The 24,410-nt window shown below is 73.1% G+C and carries 21 protein-coding genes; 15 read left to right on the top strand and 6 right to left on the bottom strand.

Features of this window, described 5'->3' with window-relative positions; translation table 11 throughout:
* The first annotated feature begins 38 nt into the window (after nucleotides 1–38).
* Both AB0C17_RS17520 and AB0C17_RS17525 read left to right on the top strand, forming a co-directional pair.
* Nucleotides 39–1,043: a glycine betaine ABC transporter substrate-binding protein gene (locus tag AB0C17_RS17520; RefSeq protein WP_357479359.1), complete on the top strand. Its 1,005-nt coding sequence runs from the start codon at nucleotides 39–41 to the stop codon at nucleotides 1,041–1,043.
* Between the two features lie 115 nt (nucleotides 1,044–1,158).
* Nucleotides 1,159–3,135, top strand: a complete 1,977-nt coding sequence (locus tag AB0C17_RS17525; protein ID WP_357479362.1) for a hypothetical protein — start codon at nucleotides 1,159–1,161, stop codon at nucleotides 3,133–3,135.
* 35 nt (nucleotides 3,136–3,170) lie between these two features.
* On the opposite strand, the gene AB0C17_RS17530 is transcribed toward AB0C17_RS17525, so the two are convergent.
* A complete protein-coding gene (locus AB0C17_RS17530) occupies nucleotides 3,171–4,340 on the bottom strand; it encodes an NADH-quinone oxidoreductase subunit D (protein ID WP_013288963.1) in 1,170 nt (389 codons plus the stop codon).
* Nucleotides 4,337–5,416, bottom strand: coding sequence for an SAM-dependent methyltransferase (locus tag AB0C17_RS17535; RefSeq protein WP_357469068.1), 1,080 nt, complete (start codon nucleotides 5,414–5,416; stop codon nucleotides 4,337–4,339). The genes AB0C17_RS17530 and AB0C17_RS17535 overlap by 4 nt, the downstream gene beginning before the upstream one ends.
* A gap of 193 nt (nucleotides 5,417–5,609) precedes the next feature.
* Here AB0C17_RS17535 and AB0C17_RS17540 point away from each other — a divergent pair, with 193 nt between their 5' ends.
* The 7 genes from AB0C17_RS17540 to AB0C17_RS17570 all read left to right on the top strand — a co-directional run bounded on the left by AB0C17_RS17540 (nucleotide 5,610) and on the right by AB0C17_RS17570 (nucleotide 12,493).
* Nucleotides 5,610–6,539 carry a Rossmann-like and DUF2520 domain-containing protein gene (locus AB0C17_RS17540; RefSeq protein ID WP_357468834.1) on the top strand — a complete coding sequence of 310 codons (930 nt, stop codon included), beginning with the start codon at nucleotides 5,610–5,612 and terminating at the stop codon, nucleotides 6,537–6,539.
* Nucleotides 6,539–7,381, top strand: a complete 843-nt coding sequence (gene panC, locus AB0C17_RS17545) for a pantoate--beta-alanine ligase (protein ID WP_357468837.1) — start codon at nucleotides 6,539–6,541, stop codon at nucleotides 7,379–7,381. Before AB0C17_RS17540 ends, panC begins: the two co-directional genes overlap by 1 nt.
* Nucleotides 7,382–7,410: 29 nt before the next feature.
* Nucleotides 7,411–7,839, top strand: a complete 429-nt coding sequence (gene panD / locus AB0C17_RS17550; protein WP_357385492.1) for an aspartate 1-decarboxylase — start codon at nucleotides 7,411–7,413, stop codon at nucleotides 7,837–7,839.
* 228 nt (nucleotides 7,840–8,067) lie between these two features.
* Complete coding sequence (locus AB0C17_RS17555) at nucleotides 8,068–8,961, top strand: septum formation family protein (RefSeq protein WP_357479365.1); 894 nt, start codon at nucleotides 8,068–8,070, stop codon at nucleotides 8,959–8,961.
* Nucleotides 8,962–9,022: 61 nt separating this feature from the next.
* Nucleotides 9,023–10,723 (top strand): L-aspartate oxidase, encoded by a 1,701-nt coding sequence (locus tag AB0C17_RS17560; protein ID WP_357479368.1) that lies wholly within the window; start codon nucleotides 9,023–9,025, stop codon nucleotides 10,721–10,723.
* A gap of 105 nt (nucleotides 10,724–10,828) precedes the next feature.
* Nucleotides 10,829–11,725, top strand: a complete 897-nt coding sequence (gene nadC / locus AB0C17_RS17565) for a carboxylating nicotinate-nucleotide diphosphorylase (RefSeq protein WP_357479370.1) — start codon at nucleotides 10,829–10,831, stop codon at nucleotides 11,723–11,725.
* Nucleotides 11,726–11,734: 9 nt separating this feature from the next.
* Nucleotides 11,735–12,493 carry a type III pantothenate kinase gene (locus AB0C17_RS17570; RefSeq protein ID WP_013288955.1) on the top strand — a complete coding sequence of 253 codons (759 nt, stop codon included), beginning with the start codon at nucleotides 11,735–11,737 and terminating at the stop codon, nucleotides 12,491–12,493.
* Nucleotides 12,494–12,559: 66 nt separating this feature from the next.
* Here the strand turns inward: AB0C17_RS17570 and AB0C17_RS17575 are convergent, their stop codons facing one another.
* A complete protein-coding gene (locus AB0C17_RS17575; protein ID WP_357479373.1) occupies nucleotides 12,560–13,306 on the bottom strand; it encodes a class I SAM-dependent methyltransferase in 747 nt (248 codons plus the stop codon).
* Between the two features lie 94 nt (nucleotides 13,307–13,400).
* Here AB0C17_RS17575 and lysS point away from each other — a divergent pair, with 94 nt between their 5' ends.
* The 3 genes from lysS to AB0C17_RS17590 all read left to right on the top strand — a co-directional run bounded on the left by lysS (nucleotide 13,401) and on the right by AB0C17_RS17590 (nucleotide 18,448).
* On the top strand, nucleotides 13,401–14,909 hold the full coding sequence (gene lysS, locus AB0C17_RS17580; RefSeq protein ID WP_357385502.1) for a lysine--tRNA ligase: 1,509 nt from the start codon (nucleotides 13,401–13,403) through the stop codon (nucleotides 14,907–14,909).
* A gap of 118 nt (nucleotides 14,910–15,027) precedes the next feature.
* Nucleotides 15,028–15,378, top strand: coding sequence for an Lsr2 family protein (locus tag AB0C17_RS17585; RefSeq protein WP_013288952.1), 351 nt, complete (start codon nucleotides 15,028–15,030; stop codon nucleotides 15,376–15,378).
* Between the two features lie 532 nt (nucleotides 15,379–15,910).
* Nucleotides 15,911–18,448 (top strand): ATP-dependent Clp protease ATP-binding subunit, encoded by a 2,538-nt coding sequence (locus AB0C17_RS17590; RefSeq protein WP_064446770.1) that lies wholly within the window; start codon nucleotides 15,911–15,913, stop codon nucleotides 18,446–18,448.
* Between the two features lie 201 nt (nucleotides 18,449–18,649).
* Here AB0C17_RS17590 and AB0C17_RS17595 read toward each other — a convergent pair whose 3' ends face one another.
* Nucleotides 18,650–19,549 (bottom strand): A/G-specific adenine glycosylase, encoded by a 900-nt coding sequence (locus AB0C17_RS17595; RefSeq protein ID WP_357385504.1) that lies wholly within the window; start codon nucleotides 19,547–19,549, stop codon nucleotides 18,650–18,652.
* Nucleotides 19,550–19,644: 95 nt separating this feature from the next.
* On the opposite strand from AB0C17_RS17595, the gene AB0C17_RS17600 reads away from it, so the two are divergent.
* The 3 genes from AB0C17_RS17600 to AB0C17_RS17610 all read left to right on the top strand — a co-directional run bounded on the left by AB0C17_RS17600 (nucleotide 19,645) and on the right by AB0C17_RS17610 (nucleotide 21,593).
* Nucleotides 19,645–20,157, top strand: a complete 513-nt coding sequence (locus AB0C17_RS17600; protein ID WP_357385506.1) for an ACT domain-containing protein — start codon at nucleotides 19,645–19,647, stop codon at nucleotides 20,155–20,157.
* On the top strand, nucleotides 20,154–20,717 hold the full coding sequence (locus AB0C17_RS17605) for a peptide deformylase (protein ID WP_357385508.1): 564 nt from the start codon (nucleotides 20,154–20,156) through the stop codon (nucleotides 20,715–20,717). The genes AB0C17_RS17600 and AB0C17_RS17605 overlap by 4 nt, the downstream gene beginning before the upstream one ends.
* Nucleotides 20,718–20,822: 105 nt before the next feature.
* Nucleotides 20,823–21,593, top strand: coding sequence for a hypothetical protein (locus AB0C17_RS17610; RefSeq protein ID WP_357468853.1), 771 nt, complete (start codon nucleotides 20,823–20,825; stop codon nucleotides 21,591–21,593).
* Nucleotides 21,594–21,601: 8 nt separating this feature from the next.
* Here AB0C17_RS17610 and disA read toward each other — a convergent pair whose 3' ends face one another.
* Together disA and radA are read right to left on the bottom strand one after the other, a co-directional pair.
* The gene (gene disA, locus AB0C17_RS17615) at nucleotides 21,602–22,792 is read right to left on the bottom strand and encodes a DNA integrity scanning diadenylate cyclase DisA (protein WP_349880028.1); all 1,191 of its coding nucleotides are present in this window, start codon (nucleotides 22,790–22,792) and stop codon (nucleotides 21,602–21,604) included.
* Between the two features lie 130 nt (nucleotides 22,793–22,922).
* A complete protein-coding gene (gene radA / locus AB0C17_RS17620) occupies nucleotides 22,923–24,371 on the bottom strand; it encodes a DNA repair protein RadA (protein WP_357468858.1) in 1,449 nt (482 codons plus the stop codon).
* Between the last annotated feature and the right edge of the window lie 39 nt (nucleotides 24,372–24,410).

Below are 24,410 nucleotides of genomic sequence, written 5' to 3' on the forward strand. Positions count from 1 at the left end.
CCCGACGGGTCGCGCCGGGACACGGAAGGCGGGCACTCATGCGTGCGCGTACACGAATGGCCGCCGGGGCGATCGGCGCTCTCACCGCGGCCGCGCTTCTCACCGGCTGCGGCGACGCCGGCTCGTCCGGCACCGACGCGCCCGAGCAGGGCGCCTCGGGGGCGGGCTGTGCTCCGGCGGCCGGTGACCAGCTCGTCGTCCTGACCGACGACAAGAAGCTCCAGAACACCGACAACGTCATTCCCGCGATCAACGCGAAGGCGGCCACGCCGCAGCTCGTCGCCGCGCTCGACAAGGTCTCCGCGAAGCTCGACACCCCGAAGCTGATCCAACTCAACCGGGCGGTCGACGTCGACCGCAAGACGCCCCAGGTCGCCGCGCAGGAGTTCGCCTCCGCCAACGGCGTGACCGACGGGATCGAGAAGGGCCCGGGCGGCCAGATCACAGTCGGCGCGGGCAACTTCAGCGAGAGCCAGACCATCGCCGAGCTCTACAAGATCGCGCTCACCGCCGCCGGCTACCAGGTCAAGGTGCAGACCATCGGCAACCGGGAGCTCTACGAGCCGGCGCTGGAGAAGGGCCAGATCCAGGTCGTCCCGGAGTACGCCGCCACCATGGCGGAGTTCCTCAACACCAAGAACAACGGCAAGGACGCGCAGCCCGTCTCCTCGCCGGAGCTGGACAAGACGGTCGCGGCGCTGAAGAGCCAGGGTGACAAGAACGGCCTGGTCTTCGGCCAGCCGTCCCAGGCGCAGGACCAGAACGCGTTCGCCGTCACCAAGGCGTTCGCCGACAAGTACGGCGTCTCGACGCTCTCCGAGCTGGCCGCCAAGTGCTCCGGCCAGGCGACCGTGCTGGCCGGGCCGCCGGAGTGCCCGCAGCGGCCGAAGTGCCAGGCCGGCCTGGTCGAGGTCTACGACTTCAAGGCCGGCTCGTTCAGCTCGCTCGACGCGGGCGGCCCGCAGACCAAGAACGCGCTGAAGACCGGCTCGGCGAGCGTCGGCCTGGTCTTCTCCTCCGACGCCGCGCTGGCCACGAGCTGACGCACCACCGCCGGCCGGTGCCACGCGTGCCGGCCGGCGGCCCGTTCGGCGGCCCGGGCATCGAGTCGTGCCGACCCGTTCCCCTCGGGTGGAACTCTCGGTAATCTGCTCAGCCATGCCCGCCTCGGTCGCGCCCACCGACAAGAGCACGCCCACGGTGCTCACCGTCCTGTTCTGGGTCGGTGTGGGGCTGGCGCCCCTGGCCGCGCTCATCCTGCTGATCGCCGACGGCAACGGCTCGCTCCGGTTCGGTGCGGTCCTGGCGATCCTCGCCGTCGTGCTCATCGGTCTGTCGATGGCGCTGCGGCCGGAGGGCGGTTCCGACGACGCGGCCACCGAGGAGCTGCGCGAGGAGCTGGCGCAGCTCCGGCGGGAGTTGCGAGCCGAGATCGTGGCCGCCGCGCAGCGCGGCAACCAGGCACTCGACCAGGCCCGCCGGGCGGAGGAGGCGGCCGGCGCGGTACGGCATCGGCTCGACGCGGCAGCCGCCGGACTGGCCGCCGCGCCCGCACCCGCCGCAGCGCCCGTGCCCGCGTCCGCCGCCGTGCCCGCGTCCGCATCCGCCGCCGTGCCGGAGCGCCCGAGCGGTGCGGCACGGGTGCCGGTCACCGGCAGGTCCGACGCGGGACGGGCGCACCCGGCCGGCCGGGACGACGACGAACCGGCCTGGCCGGCGGGCGCCGCCGGCCGCTACGGAACCGACTCCGACTCACCCAGGGCGGGCGCCGAGCCGCTCCGGCCCGGCCGTTACGACGCCGAGCCGCTCCGGCCCGGCCGTTACGACGCCGAGCCGCTCCGGCCCGGCCGTTACGACGCCGAGCCGCCCCGGACCGGCCGTTACGACGATGAGCCGTCCCGGGCGGATTACTACGAATCCGAACAGCCCCGGTCCGGCCGTCACGAACCCGACCCGGTGCGGACGGGCCGGCACGACGCCGAGCCGGCGCGGGCCACCGTACGTCCGGACCGGCCGGCGAGCGGGGTGTACGGCGCGGCGCGGGTCTCCGATCCGGCGGCCCGCCCGGTCGGCGTGGTCCACCACACCGAGACGGTGCACGTCACCACCCGGCACACGATCGTCGGCGGTGGTGAGCCGGCCGGAAACCGGTACGGCGGATTCCCCGGCGGCTGGTCGGACGAGGACCGGTCGCGTGGCACGGACCCGGCCGATCACTGGCGTGCGGGACACCGCGACCCGGGCGACCGGCCGGGCCGTCGGGCCGCTCCTGATGATCGTGGTCGGGGTGCGGAGTCCGTTGACGACAGGCACTCGTGGAACGACCCCGGACGCCCAGGTGCCGACCATCCGTGGGCGGGCGTCGGCCGGACCGCCGACGGTGAACCGGGCTGGTCCGCGCGTACCGACGGCGAACAGGGCTGGTCCGCGCGCACCGGCGGGGAACCGGGCTGGTCCGCGCGGACCGCCGGGGGCGGCTGGTCGAGCGACCAGGGCCGGACGGCGGCGGAGGAGCAGCGGCAGTGGCCCGGCGGGGGTGACGACCGGGCGGCGGGCGCGTGGCCGGCGGCCGCGGCGGGCGGGCCGGACGCCCCGGCGGGCCGGGCGAGCGACGGCGACCAGTGGTCCGAGATGAGTGCGGGCAACCGGTGGGCCGCCGTCCGCGACGACGGCGCGGGCCGGGAGATCCGGCTCGGAGAACGACGGGCGGCTGTGCACGCCGACGGCGGCGGCACCGAGTACCGGGTCGAGGACCGGTGGGCGTCGGTACGCGGCGGCGGTCCGGCCGCGAGCGGGCCGGGCGAGCCGGAGGGCCGCTGGTCGGCGGAGAGCAACCCGGCGCTGCCGGTCGGCGGGGTGCCGGTGCCGGAGCAGTGGCGGCCACCGGCGCGGCGCAGCGGCCAGCCGGAATGGCGGCAGCCGCCCCCCGAGTGGCGTCAGCCCGGACCGGAGTGGCGTCAGCCGGAGGAACGGCACCAGGCCGAGCCGGAATGGCGGCAGCCGGAGACGCCGCAGCCCGAGTCGCAGTGGCGTCGGCCCGAGCCGGAGTGGCGGCCGGCGGAACCGGAGTGGCGCAGCCCAGAGCGCGGTGGACACGGCCGGCCGCACCGGGACGCCACCGACCGCTGGGGCTGAACCGCCCGCATCGACCGACAGCGCCCGGACGGCTGTTACTTGTCGATGTCGCCCACCACGAAGAACATCGAGCCGAGGATGGCGATCAGGTCGGGCACCAGGCAGCCGGGCAGCAGCGACGACAGGGCCTGCACGTTCGCGTACGAGGCGGTGCGCAGCTTCATCCGCCACGGCGTCTTCTCGCCCCGGGACACCAGGTAGTAGCCGTTGATGCCGAGCGGGTTCTCGGTCCAGGCGTACGTGTGCCCCTCGGGCGCCTTCAGCACCTTCGGCAGCCGGGTGTTCACCGGTCCGCTGATCCGGTCCACCCGGTCCAGGCACTGCTCGGCGAGGTCGAGCGAGACGTACACCTGGTCGAGCAGCACCTCGAAGCGGGCGTGACAGTCACCGGCGGTCTTCGTCACCACCGGCACGTCGAGCTGGTCGTAGGCCAGGTAGGGCTCGTCGCGGCGCAGGTCGAGGTCGAGCCCGGAGGCGCGGGCGACCGGACCGGACGCACCGAACGCGGCGGCGTCGGCGGCGGACAGCACGCCGACCCCGACGGTACGGGCCAGGAAGATCTCGTTGCGCCGGATCAGGTTGTCGAGGTCGGGCATCCGTCGGCGTACCTCGGCGATGGCGGCGCGGGCGCGTCCGGTCCAGCCGGACGGCACCTCCTCCTTCAGGCCGCCGACCCGGTTGAACATGTAGTGGATCCGGCCGCCGGAGACCTCCTCCATCACGGCCTGGATGGTCTCGCGTTCCCGGAACGCGTAGAACATCGGCGTGATCGCGCCGATCTCCAGCGGGTACGAGCCGAGGAACATCAGGTGGTTGAGCACTCGGTTCAGCTCGGCCAGCGCCATCCGCAGCCAGGTGGCGCGCTCCGGCACCTCCATGCCCATCAGCCGCTCGACGGCGAGCACCACGCCCAGTTCGTTCGAGAACGCCGACAGCCAGTCGTGCCGGTTCGCCAGCACGATGATCTGCCGGTAGTCGCGTACCTCGAAAAGCTTCTCCGCCCCCCGGTGCATGTAGCCGACGATCGGTTCGGCGGCGACCACCCGCTCCCCGTCGAGCACCAGCTTGAGCCGCAGCACGCCGTGCGTCGACGGGTGTTGCGGCCCGATGTTGAGCACCATGTCGGTGCCGAGCTGCTCACCGCCCGCGCCGGTGCCGACTGTGAGCTCGCGGAGGTCGGCGGCGTCCGTGGTCATGCCCGTCATCGTGCCACGACCGCGTCGAGCGCGACGCCGACCGGCTGCCGCAGCCACAGGTGCCCGCCGAGCCCGGCCGGGTCGGTCAGTTCGGCCGCCGCCGACGCCGCGGCCAGCGCCCGCAGGTAGCCGGCCGGGTCGCGGGAGGCCAGGCTCAGCGGCGGTCGCCCGCCGTCGGCCCCGAGCGCCCGCAGCGCCTCCCGCTGCGAGACCAGGGAGTACGCGCACCGGGCGACCCGCTCACCGGCGGAGGCGACCGAGTCCATGGCGACGTGCGCCGTCACGTCGCACGATCCGTCCGGCACCGGCGGCACCTGCCGTCCACCCCGGTACCCGGTCAACGTCCCGTCCAGCGGACGCGAGTCCCGCAGATGCCCGTAGTCCACGGCGAGCGCCAACCCCCGCGCGACCTTCCCCACGGCCCCCGCCCAAGCCAGATCCCGCCCCACCCCGATCTCCCCCCTCCCACCGACCCCGCGGCGACTCCCGCCCTCGCCCTCCCCGGTGATCAAGGAGTTCGTGTCCTGATCCGGGCCCTCCGCCGACACGAACTCCTTGATCACCGGGGAGGGAGGCGGGGCGGACGGTGAGGGCCACCAGTGGGTCAGCCAGGTGGTGCCGGTGGGGGACGGGGGCGGGCCCACCGTCTCCTCGCCGGTTTTCGGGTTCACCAGGAGGAGACGCCAGCCTGCCTCGGTGTGGACCGCCACGTCCACGGGGACGTTGTCCAGCCACTCGGTCGCCAGGAGCAGGCCGGTTATCGCGTCCGGGATGTCGGCCTGCCAGGCGATCTCCGGCGGCAGGCCGGCCGGGCGGGGCGACAGTTCCACCGCTACCGGGTTGATCCGGGCGGCCAGCTCGGGTGCGGCCTGCGCCAGCAGCGCCCGGAGCAGTTCGCCCCGGCCCGCACCCACGTCCACCACGTCCAGCCGCGCGGGGTGGCCCAGCGCCGCGTCCACCAGTTCGAGTTGCCGCAGCAGGCAGGCGGCGAACGCGGGCGAGGCGTGCACGCTCGTGCGGAAGTGCGCGGCGGGCCCGCCGCCGGAGACGAAGAAGCCGTCCGGCCCGTACAGCGCCCGCTCCATCGCGTCGCGCCAGCGCAGCGGGGAGGTCACCGGGCCGACCCTACGGGACGTACCCGAACGGGCGGTTTGCCCGCCACCGCAGCGGCCGGTTCCGGCGGCCGGTGAAGGTTTTCACACCTCCTTGTTTCCGGTCTGTCACCCGGGCGCATACTTGCCATCGACCGGTACCCCCTTCGAGGACTGGATCGCTGCCATGAGCGCACCGCTGCGCCCTCGGGCCACCGCTGCCCCGCTCGTCTCTCCCCGTACCCTCACCGTCGGCGTGCTCGGCGCCGGCCGGGTCGGCGCCGTGCTGGGCGCGGCCCTCGCCGCCGCCGGCCACCGGGTCGTCGCCGCGTCCGGCGCCTCGGGCGCGACAAGGGCCCGGCTGGCGCTGCTGCTGCCCCGGACCCCGCACCACGAGGCGTCCGCCGTGGCGCGCGCCGCCACCGACCTGCTGATCGTCGCGGTCCCGGACGACGCGCTCGCGGACGTGGTCGCTGACCTGGCCGCGAGCGGCGCGCTGCGCCCCGGCCAGGTGGTGGCGCACACCTCCGGCGCGCACGGGCTGGCCGCGCTGGCCCCGGTCGTCGAGGCGGGCGCCCGGCCGCTCGCGCTGCACCCGGCGATGACCTTCACCGGTACGCCGGACGACCTGTCCCGCCTGCCGGGCATCTCCTACGGCGTGACCGCCCCGGCCGAGCTGCGTCCGTTCGCGACGCGGCTGGTGGCCGACCTGGGCGGTGTGCCGGAGTGGGTGGGTGAGGCGGACCGGCCGCTCTACCACGCGGCGCTGGCGCACGGCGCCAACCACCTGGTGACGCTCGTCAACGAGTCCGCCGACCGGCTGCGTGACGCCGGGGTGGAGCGGCCGGAGAAGGTGCTCGCCCCGCTGCTGCGGGCCGCGCTGGAGAACGCGCTGCGGCTGGGCGACGACGCGCTGACCGGCCCGGTGTCGCGGGGTGACGCGGGGACCGTACGCCGGCATCTGGACCGGCTGGCGCGGACCGCGCCGGAATCCGTACCCGCGTATCTGGCGTTGGCACGACGGACGGCGGACCGCGCCGTCGCGGTCGGCCGCCTGCGCCCGGCGGACGCGGCCGCGCTGCGCAACGTGCTCGACGGAATCGAGGTGGCGGCCTGATGGCCGAGGTGCTGCACACGCGCAAGGAGCTGGCGGCGGCCCGCGAGGCGATGGCCGGCACCGTCGGCGTCGTGATGACCATGGGCGCGCTGCACGCCGGGCACGAGGCGCTGCTGCGGGCCGCCCGCGAGCGCGCCGGCCACGTCATCGTCACGATCTTCGTGAACCCGTTGCAGTTCGGCCCGAACGAGGACTTCGACCGCTACCCGCGCACGCTCGACTCCGACCTGGAGATCTGCCGCCGGGCCGGGGTGGACGTGGTGTTCGCGCCCTCGGCGACCGAGATGTACCCGGAGGGACGCCCGACAGTGGGGCTGAATCCGGGGCCGCTGGGCGAGGACCTGGAGGGCCTGAGCCGTCCCGGCTTCTTCCACGGCGTGCTCACGGTGGTCATGAAGCTGCTCCAGCTCACCCGGCCCGACCTGGCGTTCTTCGGCGAGAAGGACTATCAGCAGCTCACCCTGGTGCGCCGGATGGTCCGCGACCTCGACGTGCCGACCGAGATCGTCGGCGTGCCGACCGTACGGGAAGCGGACGGGCTGGCCATGTCGAGCCGGAACCGGTACCTCTCGGCGGAGGAACGGCGGACCGCGCTGAGCCTGTCCGCCGCGTTGCGGGCCGGCGCCGAGGCGGCCGAGCGGGGCGAGGACGCGGGCGCGGTGCTGGCCGCCGCGCACCGGGCCTTCGACGCGCCGGACGCCCGCCTGGACTATCTGGTGCTCACCGACACCCAGCTGGAACCCGGCCCGGTCGACGGCCCGGCCCGGCTGCTGATCGCGGCCTGGGTCGGCGCCACCCGCCTGATCGACAACACGGCGATCCACCTCGCGCCGCGTCCCTGACCCCACCACGAATGCGGAAAGGCACCCCGATGTTCCGGACCATGCTCAAGTCGAAGATCCACCGGGCCACGGTGACCCAGGCCGACCTGCACTACGTCGGCTCGGTCACGGTGGACGAGGATCTGCTCGACGCGGCGGACCTGCTCCCCGGCGAGCAGGTCGCGATCGTGGACATCACGAACGGCGCCCGGCTGGAGACGTACGTGATCCCGGGGCGGCGGGGCAGCGGCGTGATCGGCATCAACGGCGCCGCCGCGCACCTGGTGCACCCCGGCGACCTGGTCATCCTGATCTCGTACGGCCAGATGGACGACGCCGAGGCGCGCGCGTACCGCCCCCGGGTGGTGCACGTCGACGCCGACAACAGGGTCGTCGACCTCTCGGCAGACCCGACGACGGCGGCCCCCGGCACCGCGGGCGCCCCCGTCCCCAACCCCCTCGCCGCCTCCCTGAGCTGACCCGCCCCGCCGTTCTCGCCCTTTCTCGCCCTTTCTCGCCCTTTCTCACCCCGTCGATCTTGCACTTTCGGCCCCTCGGATGCGTCTTTTGTCCGGCTTGCCGGGGCGACTAGTGCAAGATCGACGAGGGTGGCGGAGTGGGGAACGCGGTCTGTCACTGGAAGGTCATTTTCGGCTACCCTGAGCGGACCGTCGGGGATCGACGGTCGTCGGCTGGGGGAGGCCGCGATGCGCCGTGCGATGAGCGCCCTGGTCGCCGTGATTGTCGCGAGCGCCGCCCTGGCCGGCTGCGCCGGCACCGGCGGGCTGGACGGCGACCTCACCGACGACTGGGCCGCGATGGCGGCCCCCGCGCCGTTCACCCCGGCTGCCGGGGTCTGCCAGGTCGCCGACTTCACCGCGAGCGTCGGGCTGGCCGCGTACGCGCCGGTCGGCTGCGAGCTGCCGCACCGGGTGGAGACGGTGCACGTCGGCGCGTTCACAGCGGACCGGCCCACCCCGCCACCGCTCGCCTCACCCGAGCTGCGTACCGCGTTCGCCGACTGCGACAAACGGGCCGCCGGGTACGTGGGTGACGACTGGCGGGCCGGGCGGCTCCGGCTGGCGGTGGCGCTGCCGACGGGTGTCGGCTGGACGGCCGGCTCTCGCTGGTACCGGTGCGATCTGACCGAACTGACCACCACCGAGGCGGCGGCCACCGTGGTGACTCGGACGGGCAGCCTGCGCGACGCGCTCAGGACGCCGTCCCCGCTGCGGCTGGGCTGCCAGCGCACCGTACGGGAGGCGGGCCGCGTGCAGCGGCTCACCCCGATCGCCTGCACTGTGGCACACGACGCCGAGTTCGTCGGCGTGTGGGCCGCGCCGGACCGCCCGTACCCGACGAAGCCGGAGGACTGGGCGCCGCTCTACGACGGCTGCTTCGCCGTGATCGCCCGTTATGCCGGGCTGCCCGCCGACGGCCATCTGCGCTACCGCAGCGACGTGGTGGTCCGCCCGCCCGCGGCCGGTCGCTGGGCGGTCGGTGACCGGGGCGTGCGCTGTTACCTGTGGCTCAGCGACCGTACGGTGACCACCTCGCTCAAGGGCGCCGGACCGGCCGCCCTGCCGCGCCGGACGAGGTAGCCGACCGCACTCGTCACGCCCCCCGCGCCCGAGCCGAGGACGCTTCGGGTTGACTGTGCTCATGGACCTACCCACAGTCGGCCTGCCGGCGCTGCCCCGGCTGCTCGCCGCGCCCGCCCCCGGCTGGGTGGAGACCACAGACGTGATCGTGGTCGGCTCCGGTGTGGCCGGGCTGACCGCCGCGCTGCACCTGCGCGAGGCGGGCCTGCACGTCACGGTGGTCACCAAGGTCGACATGGACGAGGGCTCCACCCGCTGGGCGCAGGGCGGGATCGCCGCCGTGCTGGACCCGGCGGACACGCCGGCCGCGCACGCGTACGACACGGAGGTCGCCGGCGTCGGTCTGTGCGACCCGGCGGCGGTCCGCGCGCTGGTGGCCGAGGGGCCGACCCGGCTGCGTGAGCTGATGCGGATCGGGGCGGAGTTCGACCGCAACCCGGACGGCTCGCTGATGCTGACCCGCGAGGGCGGCCACCGGGCCGACCGGATCGTGCACGCGGGCGGTGACGCCACCGGCGCGGAGGTGCAGCGGGCGCTGCACGACGCGGTGCGCCGCGACCCGTGGATCCGGCTGGTCGAGCACGCACTGGTGCTGGACCTCCTGCGCGCTCCCGGCGACGGGCCGGGCGGGCTCGGCCCGGCCTGCGGCATCACACTGCACGTGCTCGGCGAGGGCAGCGAGGACGGCGTCGGCGCGATCCTCGGCCGCGCGGTGGTGCTGGCCACCGGCGGCATGGGGCAGGTCTTCGCCGCCACCACCAATCCGGCGGTCTCCACCGGGGACGGCGTGGCGCTGGCGTTGCGCGCGGGCGCTGCGGTCACCGACGTGGAGTTCGTCCAGTTCCACCCGACCGCGCTGATCGTGCCGGCGGGCGGCCCGGGTGCCGGGCTGGCACAGCAGCCGCTGGTCTCCGAGGCGCTGCGCGGCGAGGGCGCCCACCTGGTCGACGGCGACGGCAAGCGGTTCATGGTCGGCCAGCACGAACTGGCCGAGCTGGCCCCCCGGGACGTGGTCGCCAAGGGCATCCACCGGGTGCTGCTCGCGTCCGGCGCCGACCACGTGTTCCTGGACGCCCGCCACCTGGGCGGCGACTTCCTGGCCCGGCGCTTTCCCACCATCGTGGCGTCCTGCCTGGCCATCGGCGTGGACCCGGCGACCGACCTGATCCCGGTCGCGCCGGCCGCGCACTACGCCTCCGGCGGCGTCCGGACGGACCTGCGCGGCCATACCTCCATCCCCGGCCTGTACGCGTGCGGCGAGGTCGCCTGCACCGGCGTGCACGGCGCGAACCGGCTCGCCAGCAACTCGCTGCTGGAAGGGCTGGTCTTCTCCCGCCGGATCGCCGAGGACATCGCCGCCGGCCTGCCCGAGCAGGCTCGCCCGGCGGAGACCGGCGCCTGGGTGGGCGGTCCGGGTCCGCTGGTGCCGGCGTCCGGCACGGCGGATCTGCAACGGGCGATGACGCGGGGCGCGGGCGTGCTCCGGTCGGAGCGAACGCTGGAGGCCACCGCCGCCACGCTCACCGCGCTGGGCGCGGGGCAGGGCTCGCCGCGTACCGCCGACTGGGAGGCCACGAACCTGCTCACAGTGGCGTCGACGCTGGTCGTCGCCGCGTACGCGCGCCAGGAGACGCGGGGCTGCCACTGGCGGGAGGACTTCCCGACGGCCGACGAGCGGTGGCTGGGCCACCTGGTGGCCGAGGTGGGGACGGACGGCATCGTGGTCGAGCGCTGGGAGGCGACCTGTGAGCGCGAGGAGTGAGCCGGTTTTGCGAGCCCCGCAGTCGCGAACGAAGGAGGCCCTGTGAGCGCGAGGAGTGAGCCGGTTTTGCGAGCCCCGCAGTCGCGAACGAAGGAGGCACAGTTCATGAGGGAGCCGACGGAGCGGGCGCTGCGGGAGGGCGGCCTGGACCCGGAGCGGGTCCGGCACGTCATCGTCGACACGCTGCGCGAGGATCTGGGGCCCGACTTCCTCGACGTCACGAGCGTGGCCACCATCCCGGACGAGCAGCACGACACGGCCGATCTGGTGGCGCGTGCCGACGGCGTGGTGGCCGGACTGCCGGTGGCCGCCGCCGTGTTCGAGCTGGTCGGCGAGGTGACCGGCGCGGGGCGTACGGCCGAGGTGTCGCTTGTGGCGCACGACGGGCAGCGGGTGACGCGCGGCGACGTGCTGGCGACCGTGACCGGGCCGACCCGGCTGCTGCTGACCGGCGAGCGCACGGCGCTGAACCTGCTGTCCCGCATGTCCGGCGTGGCAACGCACACCCGGGCCTGGGCCGACGCGCTCGCCGGCACGAAGGCGACGGTGCTCGACACCCGCAAGACCACGCCGGGCCTGCGGGCGCTGGAGAAGTACGCGGTCCGGGCCGGTGGCGGCACGAACAAGCGGATGGGCCTGTACGACGTCGCCATGATCAAGGACAACCACAAGCTCGCGGCGGGCGGGATCGCCGCCGCGTTCCGCCGGGTCCGGGACGCGTTCCCCGAGGTCCCGGTGCAGGTCGAGGTGGACACGCCGGCCGAGGCGGTGGAGGCCGTCGAGGCGGGCGCGCGGTTCCTGCTGCTGGACAACATGACCCCGGCCCAGCTACGCGAGGTGGTGGCGTCGGTGGGTGACCGGGCGGAGCTGGAGGCCACCGGCGGGCTGACGCTGCCGATGGCGGCCGAGTACGGCGCGACGGGCGTCGACTTCCTCTCGGTGGGGGCGCTCACCCACTCCTCGCCGATCCTGGACATCGCCCTCGACCTGCGCGCCGTCTAGGCTGCCGCTGTGCTGCTCTGCATCGACATCGGAAACACGAACACCGTGCTGGCGACCTTCGACGGCGACAAGCTGGTGCACTCGTGGCGGATCAAGACCGACGCCCGCTCCACCGCGGACGAGCTGGGCCTGATGTTCCGCGGGCTGCTCGCCGGCGACGCCGTGGAGATCACCGGCGTGGCCGCCTGCTCGACCGTGCCGGCCGCGCTGCGCTCGCTGCGCACCATGCTGGACAGGTACTACGCCGACCTGCCCAGCGTGATCGTCGAGCCGGGGGTGCGGACCGGCGTGCAGCTCGCCATCGACAACCCGAAGGAGGTGGGCGCGGACCGGGTGGTGAACACGCTCGCCGCGTACACGCTCTACGGCGGGCCGTCGATCGTCGTGGACTTCGGCACCACCACCAACTTCGACCTGGTCAGCAGCCGGGGCGAATTCCTCGGCGGCGCGTTCGCGCCCGGCATCGAGATCTCCTTCGACGCGCTGGCCGCCCGCGCCGCCCAGCTGCGCAAGGTGGAGGCGACCCGGCCGCGCTCGGTGATCGGCAAGAACACTGTCGAGTGCCTTCAGGCCGGGCTCTACTTCGGCTTCGCGGGCCAGGTGGACCGGATCGTCGAGCGCATGTCGGAGGAGCTGGGCGGCGTGAAGGCGGTCATCGCCACCGGCGGCCTGGCCTCGCTGGTGCTCGGCGAGTGCCACACCATCACCCACCACGAGCCGATGATCACGCTGATCGGCCTGCGGATGGTCTACGACCGCAACGTCTGAGGTGCAAGGAAGGGCCCCCTGTTAACGCCTCAGGTAGAGGAGGGGCCCCTTCTTAACGCCGCCGCTTCAACGCCGCCGCGCCCGGAGCACCATAGTGCGGTACGGCAGCTCGACGGCGTCCCGGCCGGCCAGGTCGGGGTGGGTGGCGAACAGCTCGGCCAGCTCCGCGTCCACCCGCCGCCGCTCGTCCGCGTCGGCGGTCAGCCAGAACGAGCGGGTGTGCAGCATCGCCACCACCTCGTCCGGCGTGAGCGTGGTGGCGTGCGCGAACTCGCCCACCTCGACCGCCGTGAAGCCGGGGCCGAAGTCCGCGTACCGCTGGGTCACGTCGCCCGCGTTGTCGCCGAGGTGGGCGATCCGGGTCAGCTCCGCGACCCAGCCGACCCGCTCGTCGCGGATGTTCCAGACCGGCGCGAACGTGCCGCCCGGCCGCAGCACGCGGGCCACCTCGGCGTGCGCCAGCTCCCTGTCGAACCAGTGGTAGGCCTGCCCGGCCAGCGCCGCGTCCGCCGACCCGTCCGGCAGCGGCACCGCCTCGGCGCTGCCGGCCAGCGCCGTCGTACCAGGCGTGGCGGCGGCCAGCTGCGCCCGCATCCCCGGATCGGGCTCCACGGGTACGACCCGCGCCACCGGCCCGCTCAGCGCCAGCAGCCCTCGGGTGAGGATGCCCGTGCCGGCGCCGAGGTCCACCACCCGGGCGGCGTGCAGCCCGTCCAGCGCCCAGCGCAACGCGGCCTCGGGGTAGCGGGGACGGAACCGGTCGTACTCGGCCGCGGCGGCGCCGAACGAGAGGGCCGCAGTGGGGTCGGTCATGGCGGGCAGGTTATCCCGTAACGGCCGCCCGGGCGCTTGAGTACGCTCATGTGCTGACCCCGCCGATGTTCCCCAAGGCCTGAGGAAGCGTGCCGTGACCGAGCAGAACGCCCTGCCAACAGACCCCGCCGACGACCTTCCCGAGCAGATGAAGGTCCGCCGGGAGAAGCGGGACCGGATGCTCGCCGAGGGCGTCGAGCCGTACCCCGTGGGCTTCCCGCGCACCACCACGCTCGCGCGGCTGCGGGAGCGCTACGCCGACCTGCCCACCGACACCGCCACCGGCGACCGGGTCTCGGTCACCGGCCGGGTGATCTTCATTCGCAACACCGGCAAGCTCTGCTTCGCGACGCTGCGAGACGGTGACGGCACCGAGGTCCAGGCGATGCTCTCGCTGGACCGGGTCGGCGCCGAGCGGCTGGCGGACTGGAAGCGCCTGGTCGACCTCGGTGACCACGTCGGCGTGACCGGCGAGGTGATCACCAGCCGGCGCGGCGAGCTGTCCGTCCTCGCCGAGGAGTGGGCGGTGACCGCCAAGGCGCTGCGCCCGCTGCCGGTGGCGCACAAGCCGCTCAGCGAGGAGTCCCGGGTCCGCCAGCGCTACGTGGACCTGGTCGTCCGCCCGCAGGCGCGGCAGATGGTCCGCACCCGGTCCACCGCCGTACGCAGCCTGCGCGACACCCTGCACGGTCAGGACTTCATCGAGGTCGAGACCCCGATGCTGCAACTGCTGCACGGCGGGGCGGCGGCCCGCCCATTCGTGACCCACAGCAATGCGCTCGACACGGATCTGTATCTGCGAATCGCGCCGGAACTGTTTCTCAAGCGTGCGGTGGTCGGCGGCGTGGACCGCGTCTTCGAGATCAACCGCAACTTCCGTAATGAGGGCATCGACTCTTCGCACTCGCCCGAGTTCGCGATGCTGGAGGCGTACCAGGCGTACGGCGACTACCACACGATGGCGGAGCTGACCCGAAATCTCGTGCAGCAGGCCGCACTGGCGGTCGCCGGCTCGACGGTGGTGACCCACGCCGACGGGCGTGAGTTCGATCTGGGCGGGCAGTGGCGGTCGGTGTCGCTGTTCGGTGTTCTTTCCGAAGCGCTCGGTGAGGAGGTCACCGTCCGCACCGAAAGGGCACGCCTCGTCGAGTACGCGGACAAGGTCGGTCTCTCGGTCGACCCGAAGTGGGGGCCGGGCAAGCTGGCCGAGGAGTTGTTCGAGGAACTGGTGGTGCCGTCCCTTCAGGCGCCGACGTTCGTGATGGACTACCCGGAGGAGACCAGCCCGCTGACCCGGGCCCACCGCAGCGAGCCGGGCCTGGCCGAGAAGTGGGACCTCTACGTGCTCGGATTCGAGCTGGGCACCGCGTACTCGGAGCTGGTCGACCCGGTCGTGCAGCGCGAGCGGCTGGTGGCCCAGGCGCAGCTCGCGGCGCGCGGAGACGACGAGGCCATGCGGCTGGACGAGGATTTTCTCCGAGCGATGGAGTATGGAATGCCGCCGTCCGGAGGCATGGGAATGGGAATCGACAGGCTGCTGATGGCACTGACGGGGCTCGGAATTCGGGAAACGATCCTGTTCCCGTTGGTCCGGCCCGAGTAGGCGCTCCGCAAGCCTTCTCCGGCTCGTTACCCGGTCCTATTGACGGAGCAAGCGCCGGACGGGTTATTGTGCTCGGGGTATTGCAGGAGCACAACCCTGCTCGAAAGGAATGTAGGACGTGGCCAAGCAGATCATTCACAAGCTGGTCGATGACCTGGACGGCGGGGACGCTGACGAGACCGTCAAGTTCGCGCTCGACGGGGTGCAGTACGAGATCGACCTCTCCGCATCCAACGCCGGTAAATTGCGTGACGTATTCGCGCCGTACATCGCGAACGGAACGAAGGTCGGTCGCGGGGGTGTGGTCGTGGGTGGCCGGGCCGCTCGGGGCCGGGGCGGGGCGACCGCCGACCGCGAGCAGAACCGGGCCATCCGCGAGTGGGCCAAGAAGGCCGGCAAGGACATCTCCGACCGGGGCCGGATCCCGCAGGAGATCGTGGACGAGTACCACGCGAAGGCGGGGCACTGACCCCACCCTCGTCACGGGCGACGCGACGCCGGACCGGAGTGCCACTCCGGGCCGGCGTCGCCGTTTCCGCGCCGGTGTCTTGTTTCCGCGTCCGCGTCCCCGACCGGTCGCGCGGTCCCGTTTCGGCCGCGCCGCGCCGGCTGGCCGGTGCGGCCCGAGCGGGCCGGCCGGTCCACGGCCGGGAAGAAATCTCCGCCGGGGACGGTTGTCCACAGGCGGTGGAGACTGCGTCCACAGGCTGTGGACGACCCGGCGGACGCGCCGGCGACGCACCGGGTCCACCTCGACCGGCCGTTCGGCCGCCGGTCGAATTTCGCTCTGCGCGTACAGGCAGGGGTCCCGGAACACCTCCTGAGCGTGGACGGTTGTCAGAAACGACGCCGGAACGGTCATTCGCGGGGGCACACGACCTCAGCGGAGGCGGTCCGCGGCGATAGAGTAAGGAGGCACGGACGCCCGTCCCGGACGTCCGCGCACCGGCCCCGCCGAGATCTGACCATCAAGGCGCACGGCACGTGAGGAGCACGAGGGCATGTTCGAGCGGTTCACCGACCGAGCGCGACGGGTTGTCGTCCTGGCCCAAGAAGAGGCCCGGATGCTCAACCACAACTACATCGGTACGGAACACATCCTGCTGGGCCTGATCCACGAGGGTGAGGGTGTCGCGGCAAAGGCCCTGGAGAGCCTCGGCATCTCCCTGGAGGGCGTGCGTCAGCAGGTCGAGGAGATCATCGGCCAGGGCCAGCAGGCGCCGAGCGGGCACATCCCGTTCACGCCGCGGGCCAAGAAGGTGCTGGAGCTGTCGCTGCGCGAGGCGCTGCAGCTCGGCCACAACTACATCGGCACCGAGCACATCCTGCTCGGCCTGATCCGCGAGGGCGAGGGCGTCGCCGCCCAGGTCCTGGTGAAGCTGGGCGCCGACCTGAACCGGGTGCGCCAGCAGGTCATCCAGCTGCTCTCCGGCTACCAGGGCAAGGAGCCGGCCGCGGCCGGCGCCGCGCCGGGCGAGGCCGCGCCGTCGACCAGCCTCGTGCTGGACCAGTTCGGCCGCAACCTGACCCAGGCCGCCCGCGAGGGCAAGCTCGACCCGGTCATCGGGCGCGAGAAGGAGATCGAGCGGGTCATGCAGGTGCTGTCCCGCCGCACCAAGAACAACCCGGTGCTGATCGGTGAGCCCGGCGTCGGCAAGACCGCCGTGGTGGAGGGCCTGTCCCAGAAGATCATCAAGGGCGAGGTGCCCGAGACGCTGAAGGACAAGCAGCTCTACACGCTCGACCTCGGTGCCCTGGTCGCCGGTTCCCGCTACCGCGGTGACTTCGAGGAGCGCCTGAAGAAGGTGCTCAAGGAGATCCGCACCCGGGGCGACATCATCCTGTTCATCGACGAGATCCACACCCTCGTCGGTGCGGGTGCGGCCGAGGGCGCGATCGACGCCGCCAGCATCCTCAAGCCGATGCTGGCCCGTGGTGAGCTGCAGACCATCGGCGCCACCACGCTCGACGAGTACCGCAAGCACCTGGAGAAGGACGCCGCTCTGGAGCGTCGTTTCCAGCCGATCCAGGTGGGTGAGCCGTCGCTGGCCCACACCATCGAGATCCTCAAGGGCCTGCGGGACCGCTACGAGGCGCACCACCGCGTCTCCATCACCGACGCCGCCCTGGTCGCCGCCGCGACGCTGGCCGACCGGTACATCTCCGACCGGTTCCTGCCGGACAAGGCGATCGACCTGATCGACGAGGCGGGCGCGCGGATGCGCATCCGCCGGATGACCGCGCCGCCGGACCTGCGCGACTTCGACGAGCGCATCGCCCAGGTGCGCCGCGACAAGGAGTCCGCGATCGACGCGCAGGACTTCGAGCGGGCCGCCCAGCTCCGCGACACCGAGAAGCAGCTGCTGGGGCAGAAGGCGCAGCGGGAGAAGGAGTGGAAGGCCGGTGACCTGGACGTCGTCAGCGAGGTCGACGACGAGCAGATCGCCGAGGTGCTCGGCAACTGGACCGGCATCCCGGTCTACAAGCTGACCGAGGAGGAGACCTCGCGCCTGCTGCGCATGGAGGACGAGCTGCACAAGCGCGTCATCGGCCAGGAGGACGCGGTCAAGGCGGTCTCGAAGGCGATCCGGCGTACCCGGGCCGGCCTGAAGGACCCGAAGCGCCCCTCCGGCTCGTTCATCTTCGCCGGCCCATCCGGCGTCGGTAAGACCGAGCTGTCCAAGGCGCTGGCCGAGTTCCTGTTCGGCAGCGAGGACGCCCTCATCCAGCTCGACATGTCGGAGTTCCACGACCGGTACACCGTGTCCCGGCTCGTCGGTGCCCCTCCCGGCTACGTCGGCTACGACGAGGGCGGGCAGCTCACCGAGAAGGTGCGTCGCCGGCCGTTCTCGGTGGTCCTCTTCGACGAGATCGAGAAGGCCCACCCGGACGTGTTCAACACGCTCCTCCAGATCCTGGAGGACGGGCGCCTCACCGACGGCCAGGGCCGGATCGTGGACTTCAAGAACACGGTCATCATCCTGACCACCAACCTCGGTACGCGTGACGTCGCCAAGGCGGTGTCGCTGGGCTTCCAGGCCTCTGAGGACTCCGAGTCGAACTACGACCGGATGAAGCAGAAGGTCAACGACGAGCTCAAGCAGCACTTCCGGCCCGAGTTCCTCAACCGGATCGACGACACCATCGTCTTCCACCAGCTCCGCGAGACCGAGATCCTCTCGATCGTCGACATCATGATCCAGCGCATCGAGACCCAGCTGCGCAACAAGGACATGGGTCTGGAGCTGACCGACAACGCGAAGAAGTACCTCGCGAAGAAGGGCTTCGACCCGGTGCTGGGTGCCCGGCCGCTGCGCCGCACGATCCAGCGCGACATCGAGGACAACCTGTCCGAGCGGATCCTGTTCAACGAGCTGACCCCGGGTCAGATCGTGGTGGTGGACTGCGAGGGCGACCCGGAGAACATCGACAAGTCCAAGCTCGTCTTCCGGGGTGCGGACCGGCCGGACGCCGTGCCGGACGCGGTCCCGGCGGACCTCGGCGGCACCGCCGCCACCGGCGCGGACGACGCCGCATAACGAGAGCACGAAGGGCGACGGCCCCGGTAGGCGAAAGCCACCGGGGCCGTCGCCTTTCCCATGCCCACCCACCCCACCCCACCCGCCCCGCCCCTACCCGGTTGATCAAGGAGTTTGTGTCTCCCGATGGGCTTCTCGGGGACACAAACTCCTTGATCACCGCTTGCGGTGAGGGGGCGGGGCGGGTGGGGTGGGGTGCGGTCAGGGGAGGGGGAGGGCGGGGCCGTCGCCGGCCAGGCGGAACGACTCCTCGCCAACCGGTTCCACCAGGCCGTCGGTGACCAGGCCGGCCAGGGCCCGGGCCCGCTGCACGTCGTCGTGCCAGACCTGGTCCAGCCGCTGGTGCGGCACCGGGCCGGTGGACTCCCGCAGCACCGCGAGCAGCAGTCCGCGTACCTGCCGGTCGGTGCCCGCGTAGCGCTGCGGCCGGCGGGTCGGTCCGGCCGGGGCGGCCTGCCCGGAGGCCCGCCAGGCGCAGCTCGACTCGACCGGGCAGACCGCGCAGCGCGGCGTACGGGCGGTGCAGACAACGGCGCCGAGTTCCATGAACGCGGCGCTGGCGAGCGCGGCGGCGGCCGGCTCGATCGGCAGCAGCTCCTCGGTGGCGACCAGGTCGGCCGGGCGGGTGGTGGGGCCGGCGTCGGGTTCTCCGGCGATCGCCCGGCACACCACCCGCCGGACGTTGGTGTCCACCACCGGGTGCCGCTGCCCGTACGCGAACGCGGCGACCGCGCGGGCCGTGTACGTGCCGACACCAGGTAGCGCCAGCAGCTGGTCGAGCCGGTCGGGCACCACGCCGCCGTGCCGTTCCACTATTGCCACCGCGCACTCGCGCAGGCGGATCGCCCGGCGGGGGTAGCCGAGCCGCCCCCACATCCGGATCGCCTCGGCCGGGGTGTCCTCGGCGAGCGCGCGCGGCTCGGGCCAGCGGGCCAGCCATGCCTGGAAGGCGGGTACCACCCGGACCACAGGGGTCTGCTGGAGCATGACCTCGCTGACCAGGATCGCCCAGGCGCCGATGCCGGGCTTGCGCCAGGGCAGGTCGCGGGCGTTGCGCTCGTACCACCGGCTGACCAGGGTGGCGAATGTGGGCTCGGACATCGCGCCGCCGATCATGTCACGACTGCCTTTCCCGCAGGTTGGGCGGGCGGGTGGCCGGTGTCGATCGATCATGGACGACGGGGCAGAATGTCCGAATGAACGAGCTCGCGATCACCGTCATCGGCCGGGACCGGCCGGGCATCGTGGCCGACGTCGCGGAGGTCCTCGCCCGGCTGGGCGCGAACCTCACCGACTCGACGATGACCCGGCTGCGTGGACACTTCGCGATGACCCTGATCTGCGTTGGCCCGGCCGCCGCCGACGTCGAGGCCGCGCTGGCCCCGCTCGCCGCCGACGGTCACCTGCTGGCCACCGTACGCGCTGTCACGCCGGACGGCGGCAGCGAGCCCACGGGCGAGCCGTACGTGCTGGCGGTGCACGGCGCAGACCGGATGGGCATCGTCGCGGCGATGACCCGGGTGCTCACCGACGCGGGCGGGAACGTCACCGACCTGAGCACCCGGCTGACCGGCTCGCTCTACGTGGTGGTCGCCGAGGTCGAGTTGCCGCCCGGCGTGTCGGACGAGGTGGCCGGCCGGCTCACCCGGGTCGCCGCGGATCTGGGCGTGGGGGTCAGCCTCCGCCCGGCGGACACGGATCTGCTGTGACGGGGCCGGAGTACGCGGGCCTGGGCGGCTGGACACCGGAGAAGCTCGGCGTCTCCGGTGCGGTACGCCCGGTGGTCACGGCCCCGGAGCCGGTGCTGAGCCAACCCGGCCCGGAGGTCGACCCGACGTCTGCCGAGGTGGTGCGCCTCGCCGCCGACCTGGTGGCCACGATGCGCGTCTCGCCCGGCTGTGTGGGCCTGGCGGCGCCGCAGGTGGGGGTGAGCGCGCAGGTGTTCGCGGTGGACGTGACGGGGCATCCGAAGGCGGTCACGGTGCACGGCACGTTCGTGCTCTGCAACGCCCGGGTGGTGGAGGCGTCCCGGTGGAAGGCCGGCCGGGAGGGCTGCATGTCGGTGCCGGACCTGACCGGCGATGTGAAGCGGGCCAGCCGCCTGGTGGTCGAGGGTGTGCTTCCGGGCAGCGGCGAGCCGGTCCGGCTGGTGACCGACGGCTTCGAGGCGCGTGCGCTCCAGCACGAGATCGACCACTGCGCGGGGCTGCTCTTCCTCGACCGGGTGGCGGGCGCGCACGCGATCTACCAGCGCAAGGTCTACCTCTGACGGTGATCGTCGCGCTCCACTGTGGACGGCTGTCCGGGTGCCGCGGCGGGTTCCCGGCGCGTCGGACCGGCGAGCCGTGCGCCGCGCGGCTACGGTAGGCGCATCATGCGTCTGACGGTCGGCCCCCTGCCCCCTGCCGTGTACTGGCGGCGTCGTGCCGTCGTGCTCGGAGCAGGGCTGCTCTTCCTGATTGTCCTGCTCTATTCCTGCACCGGTACGGACCGCAACACCGGTGCGCCGGGTACGGACCCGTCCCCGAGCGGTTCCGCCGGCGCTCAGCCCGACCCGTCCGGTTCGGTGCTGACCCCGCAGTCGGGCGGCCCGTCACCGACGGCCGGCGACACCGGCGGCGGCGCGAACACCGGCGGCGGCACCGGCGACGGTGGCGCGAGCAGCGGCGGCGGGAACACCGGCGGGGGCGTGAACAACGGGGGTGGCAACGGCAACGGCGGCGCCACCGGCCAGCCGGTCTCCGATGACGGCACCTGCACCGACTCCGAGTTGCTGGTGACGCCGGTGGCGGTGCCGCCCACCGCCCAGCGGGGCACTGTGGTCACGCTGCGCCTCAAGGTCAAGAACGTGTCGAACCGTACGTGCAGCCGGGACGTCGGCGCCGATCTCCAGGAGCTGTACCTGAAGTCGGGCGCGGAGAAGGTCTGGTCGTCGGACACCTGCGGCACCGGCAAGGGCTCGGATGTGCAGTCGTTCACGCCGGACTTCGAGCGCTCCTACGAGCTGGGCTGGAACGGCCGGCGGGACAACAGGTGCGCCAACGGGGTCGCGAGCGGTGAGTTCGCCGCGATCGGGGCGTACCAGCTGTTCGCCCGGGTCGGCACCAAGATCAGCGAGCCGGTGAAGCTGACCGTCACCGGCTGAGCGGTCGGTCAGACGTACCGTTCGAGGATGCTGGCCTCGGCGAGTCGGGACAGGCCCTCGCGGACGCCACGGGCGCGGGCGTCGCCCACACCCTCGACCGCCTGGAGGTCTTCCACTGTCGCGCCGAGCAGCCGCTGGAGGCTGCCGAAGTGCACCACCAGCCGGTCGACCACGGCGACCGGCAGCCGGGGCACCTTCGCCAGCAGGCGGAAACCGCGCGGGCTGACCGCCGCGTCGAGCGCGTCCGAGGCGGACGGGTAACCGATCGCCTTCGCCACCGCCACGAGGTCGATGAGTTCGGTGGCGCTGAGCAGGTCGAGCTCGACGAGCGCCTCGTCGAGCGTGCGCGACTTGCGGCCGGTCGGCAGGTAGTCGCGGATGACCAGGGTGCGGTCGGCGTCCACGCCGGCCATCAGCTCGTCGAGCTGGAGGGCCAGCAGGCGGCCGTCGGTGCCCAGCTCCACCACGTAGCCGGCGATCTCGTCGGCGATCCGGCGGACCATCTCCAGCCGCTGCACCACCGCCACCGCGTCGCGGACGGTGACCAGATCCTCGATCTCCAGGGCGGAGAGCGTGCCGGAGACCTCGTCCAGCCGCAGCTTGTAGCGCTCCAGCGTGGCGAGCGCCTGGTTGGCGCGGGACAGGATGGCTGCCGAGTCGTCCAGCACGTGCCGCTGGCCGTTCACGTAGAGGCTGATGATCCGCATCGACTGGCTGACCGAGATGACCGGGTAGCCGGTCTGCCGGGCCACCCGCTCGGCGGTGCGGTGCCGGGTGCCGGACTCCTCGGTGGGGATGGACGGGTCGGGCATCAGGTGCACGCCGGCCTGCACGATCCGGGTGCCGTCGCTGGAGAGCACCACCGCGCCGTCCATCTTGCACAACTCCCGGACCCGGGTGGCGGAGAACTCCACGTCCATCGGGAAGCCGCCGGTGCAGATCTGCTCGACCACCTTGTCGTAGCCGAGCACGATCAGCGCGCCGGTGCGGCCGCGCAGGATCCGCTCCAGGCCGTCGCGCAGGGCGGTCCCCGGCGCCATCAGGGCGAGATTGGCGCGCAGCGGATCGGCGCCGGCCCCGCCGCCGACGCTTCCGTTGACGCTCACGCTGATGGCACGAGCGGGGTTGCCGCTCACGGCGCCGGTACGGGCGTGCGGCGTCGCCGTTGCGGGCTTTGTGGCATCGCGGTCGATCGGCACGGGCACAGTCTACGGACTGCCATGCGGTGGGTGCTCTCGTGGTTACTGTGATGTGTCACGATGCCCGGCTCGGGCGGGTCGGTGCGGCCTGCGTGGCCTGCCCGGAAACGCCCGGCGGATCCCACCCGTGTCACTCCGCCGACGCGCGGGCGGCCGCCTGGAGGGCGGCTCGCACGTCGGTGACCTCGATCACCCGCATGTTCTCCGGCCCGGCGCCGCTGCTCTCCGGCCCGCAGCCGGGCGGCACGAGGGCCAGCCGGAAGCCGAGCCGGGCGGCCTCGGCCAGCCGGCGGGGGACCGCGCCGACGCGGCGGACCTCGCCGGTGAGGCCCACCTCGCCGATGGCCACCAGATGCGGGTTGAGCGCCAGGTTGAGCCCGCCGGACGCGACGGCGAGCGCCACGGCCAGGTCGGCCGCCGGCTCCACCACCCGGATGCCGCCGACGGTGGCGGCGAAGACCTCCCGGTCGTGCAGCGTGAGCCGCTCGGTGCGGCGCTGGAGAACCGCGAGGACCATGGCGAGCCGGGCGCTGTCGAGGCCGGAGACGGTGCGCCGGGGCGAGCCGGCGACAGTTGCCCCGATCAGCGCCTGCACCTCGGTCACCAGCGCCCGGCGCCCCTCCATCGCCACCGTCACGCAGGTGCCCGGCACCGGCTCGGAGTAGCGGGTCAGGAACAGCCCGGACGGGTCGGCCAGGCTGCTGATGCCGCCCTCGTGCATCTCGAAGCAGCCCACCTCGTCGGCCGCGCCGAAGCGGTTCTTCACGCCGCGCACCATGCGCAGCGAGGAGTGCTTGTCGCCCTCGAAGTGCAGCACCACGTCGACCAGGTGCTCCAGCACCCGGGGACCGGCCACCTGGCCGTCCTTGGTGACGTGCCCGACCAGCACGGTGGCGATGCCGCGCTCCTTGGCCACCGCGACCAGCGCGGCGGTGACCGCGCGGACCTGGGTGACGCCGCCCGGCACGCCCTCGGTGCCCGTGGTCGAGATGGTCTGCACCGAATCGAGCACCAGCAAGCCTGGCTTGACCGCGTCGAGGTGGCCCAGCACCGCCGACAGGTCGCTCTCGGCGGCCAGGTAGAGCTGGTCGTGCAGCGCGCCCATCCGCTCGGCGCGCAGCCGCACCTGACTGACCGACTCCTCGCCGCTGACCACCAGCGACGGGCTGCCGGCACCGGCCGCCCACTGCTGTGCCACGTCGAGCAGCAGCGTCGACTTGCCCACGCCGGGCTCACCGGCGAGCAGCACCACAGCGCCGGGAACCAGCCCGCCGCCGAGCACCCGGTCGAGCTCGCTGACGCCGGTGGGGCGGGCCCGGGCGGGCGCGGCGCTGATCGTGGCGATCGGCCGGGCCGGCTCGGCCGGCATCCGTGAGCTGACCACCCGGCCGGAGACCATGGGGCCGGTGACCGTGCACTCGACCACCGAGCCCCACTCGCCGCACTCGGGGCACCGGCCCACCCACTTCGGCGGCTGGTGGCCGCAGGCGTCGCACTCGTAGGCCGGGCGGGGGTCGCGGGTGGCGGCGCGACCGCGGCCGGCGCCGGCACGGGAGGGGGTCGATCGGGGCGAGGTCACCACCGGACGCTAACCGGCCCGTACGACGAAAGCCCACCC

Origin of the sequence: Micromonospora sp. NPDC048887, assembly GCF_040649715.1 — a bacterium.
GTDB lineage: Bacteria > Actinomycetota > Actinomycetes > Mycobacteriales > Micromonosporaceae > Micromonospora.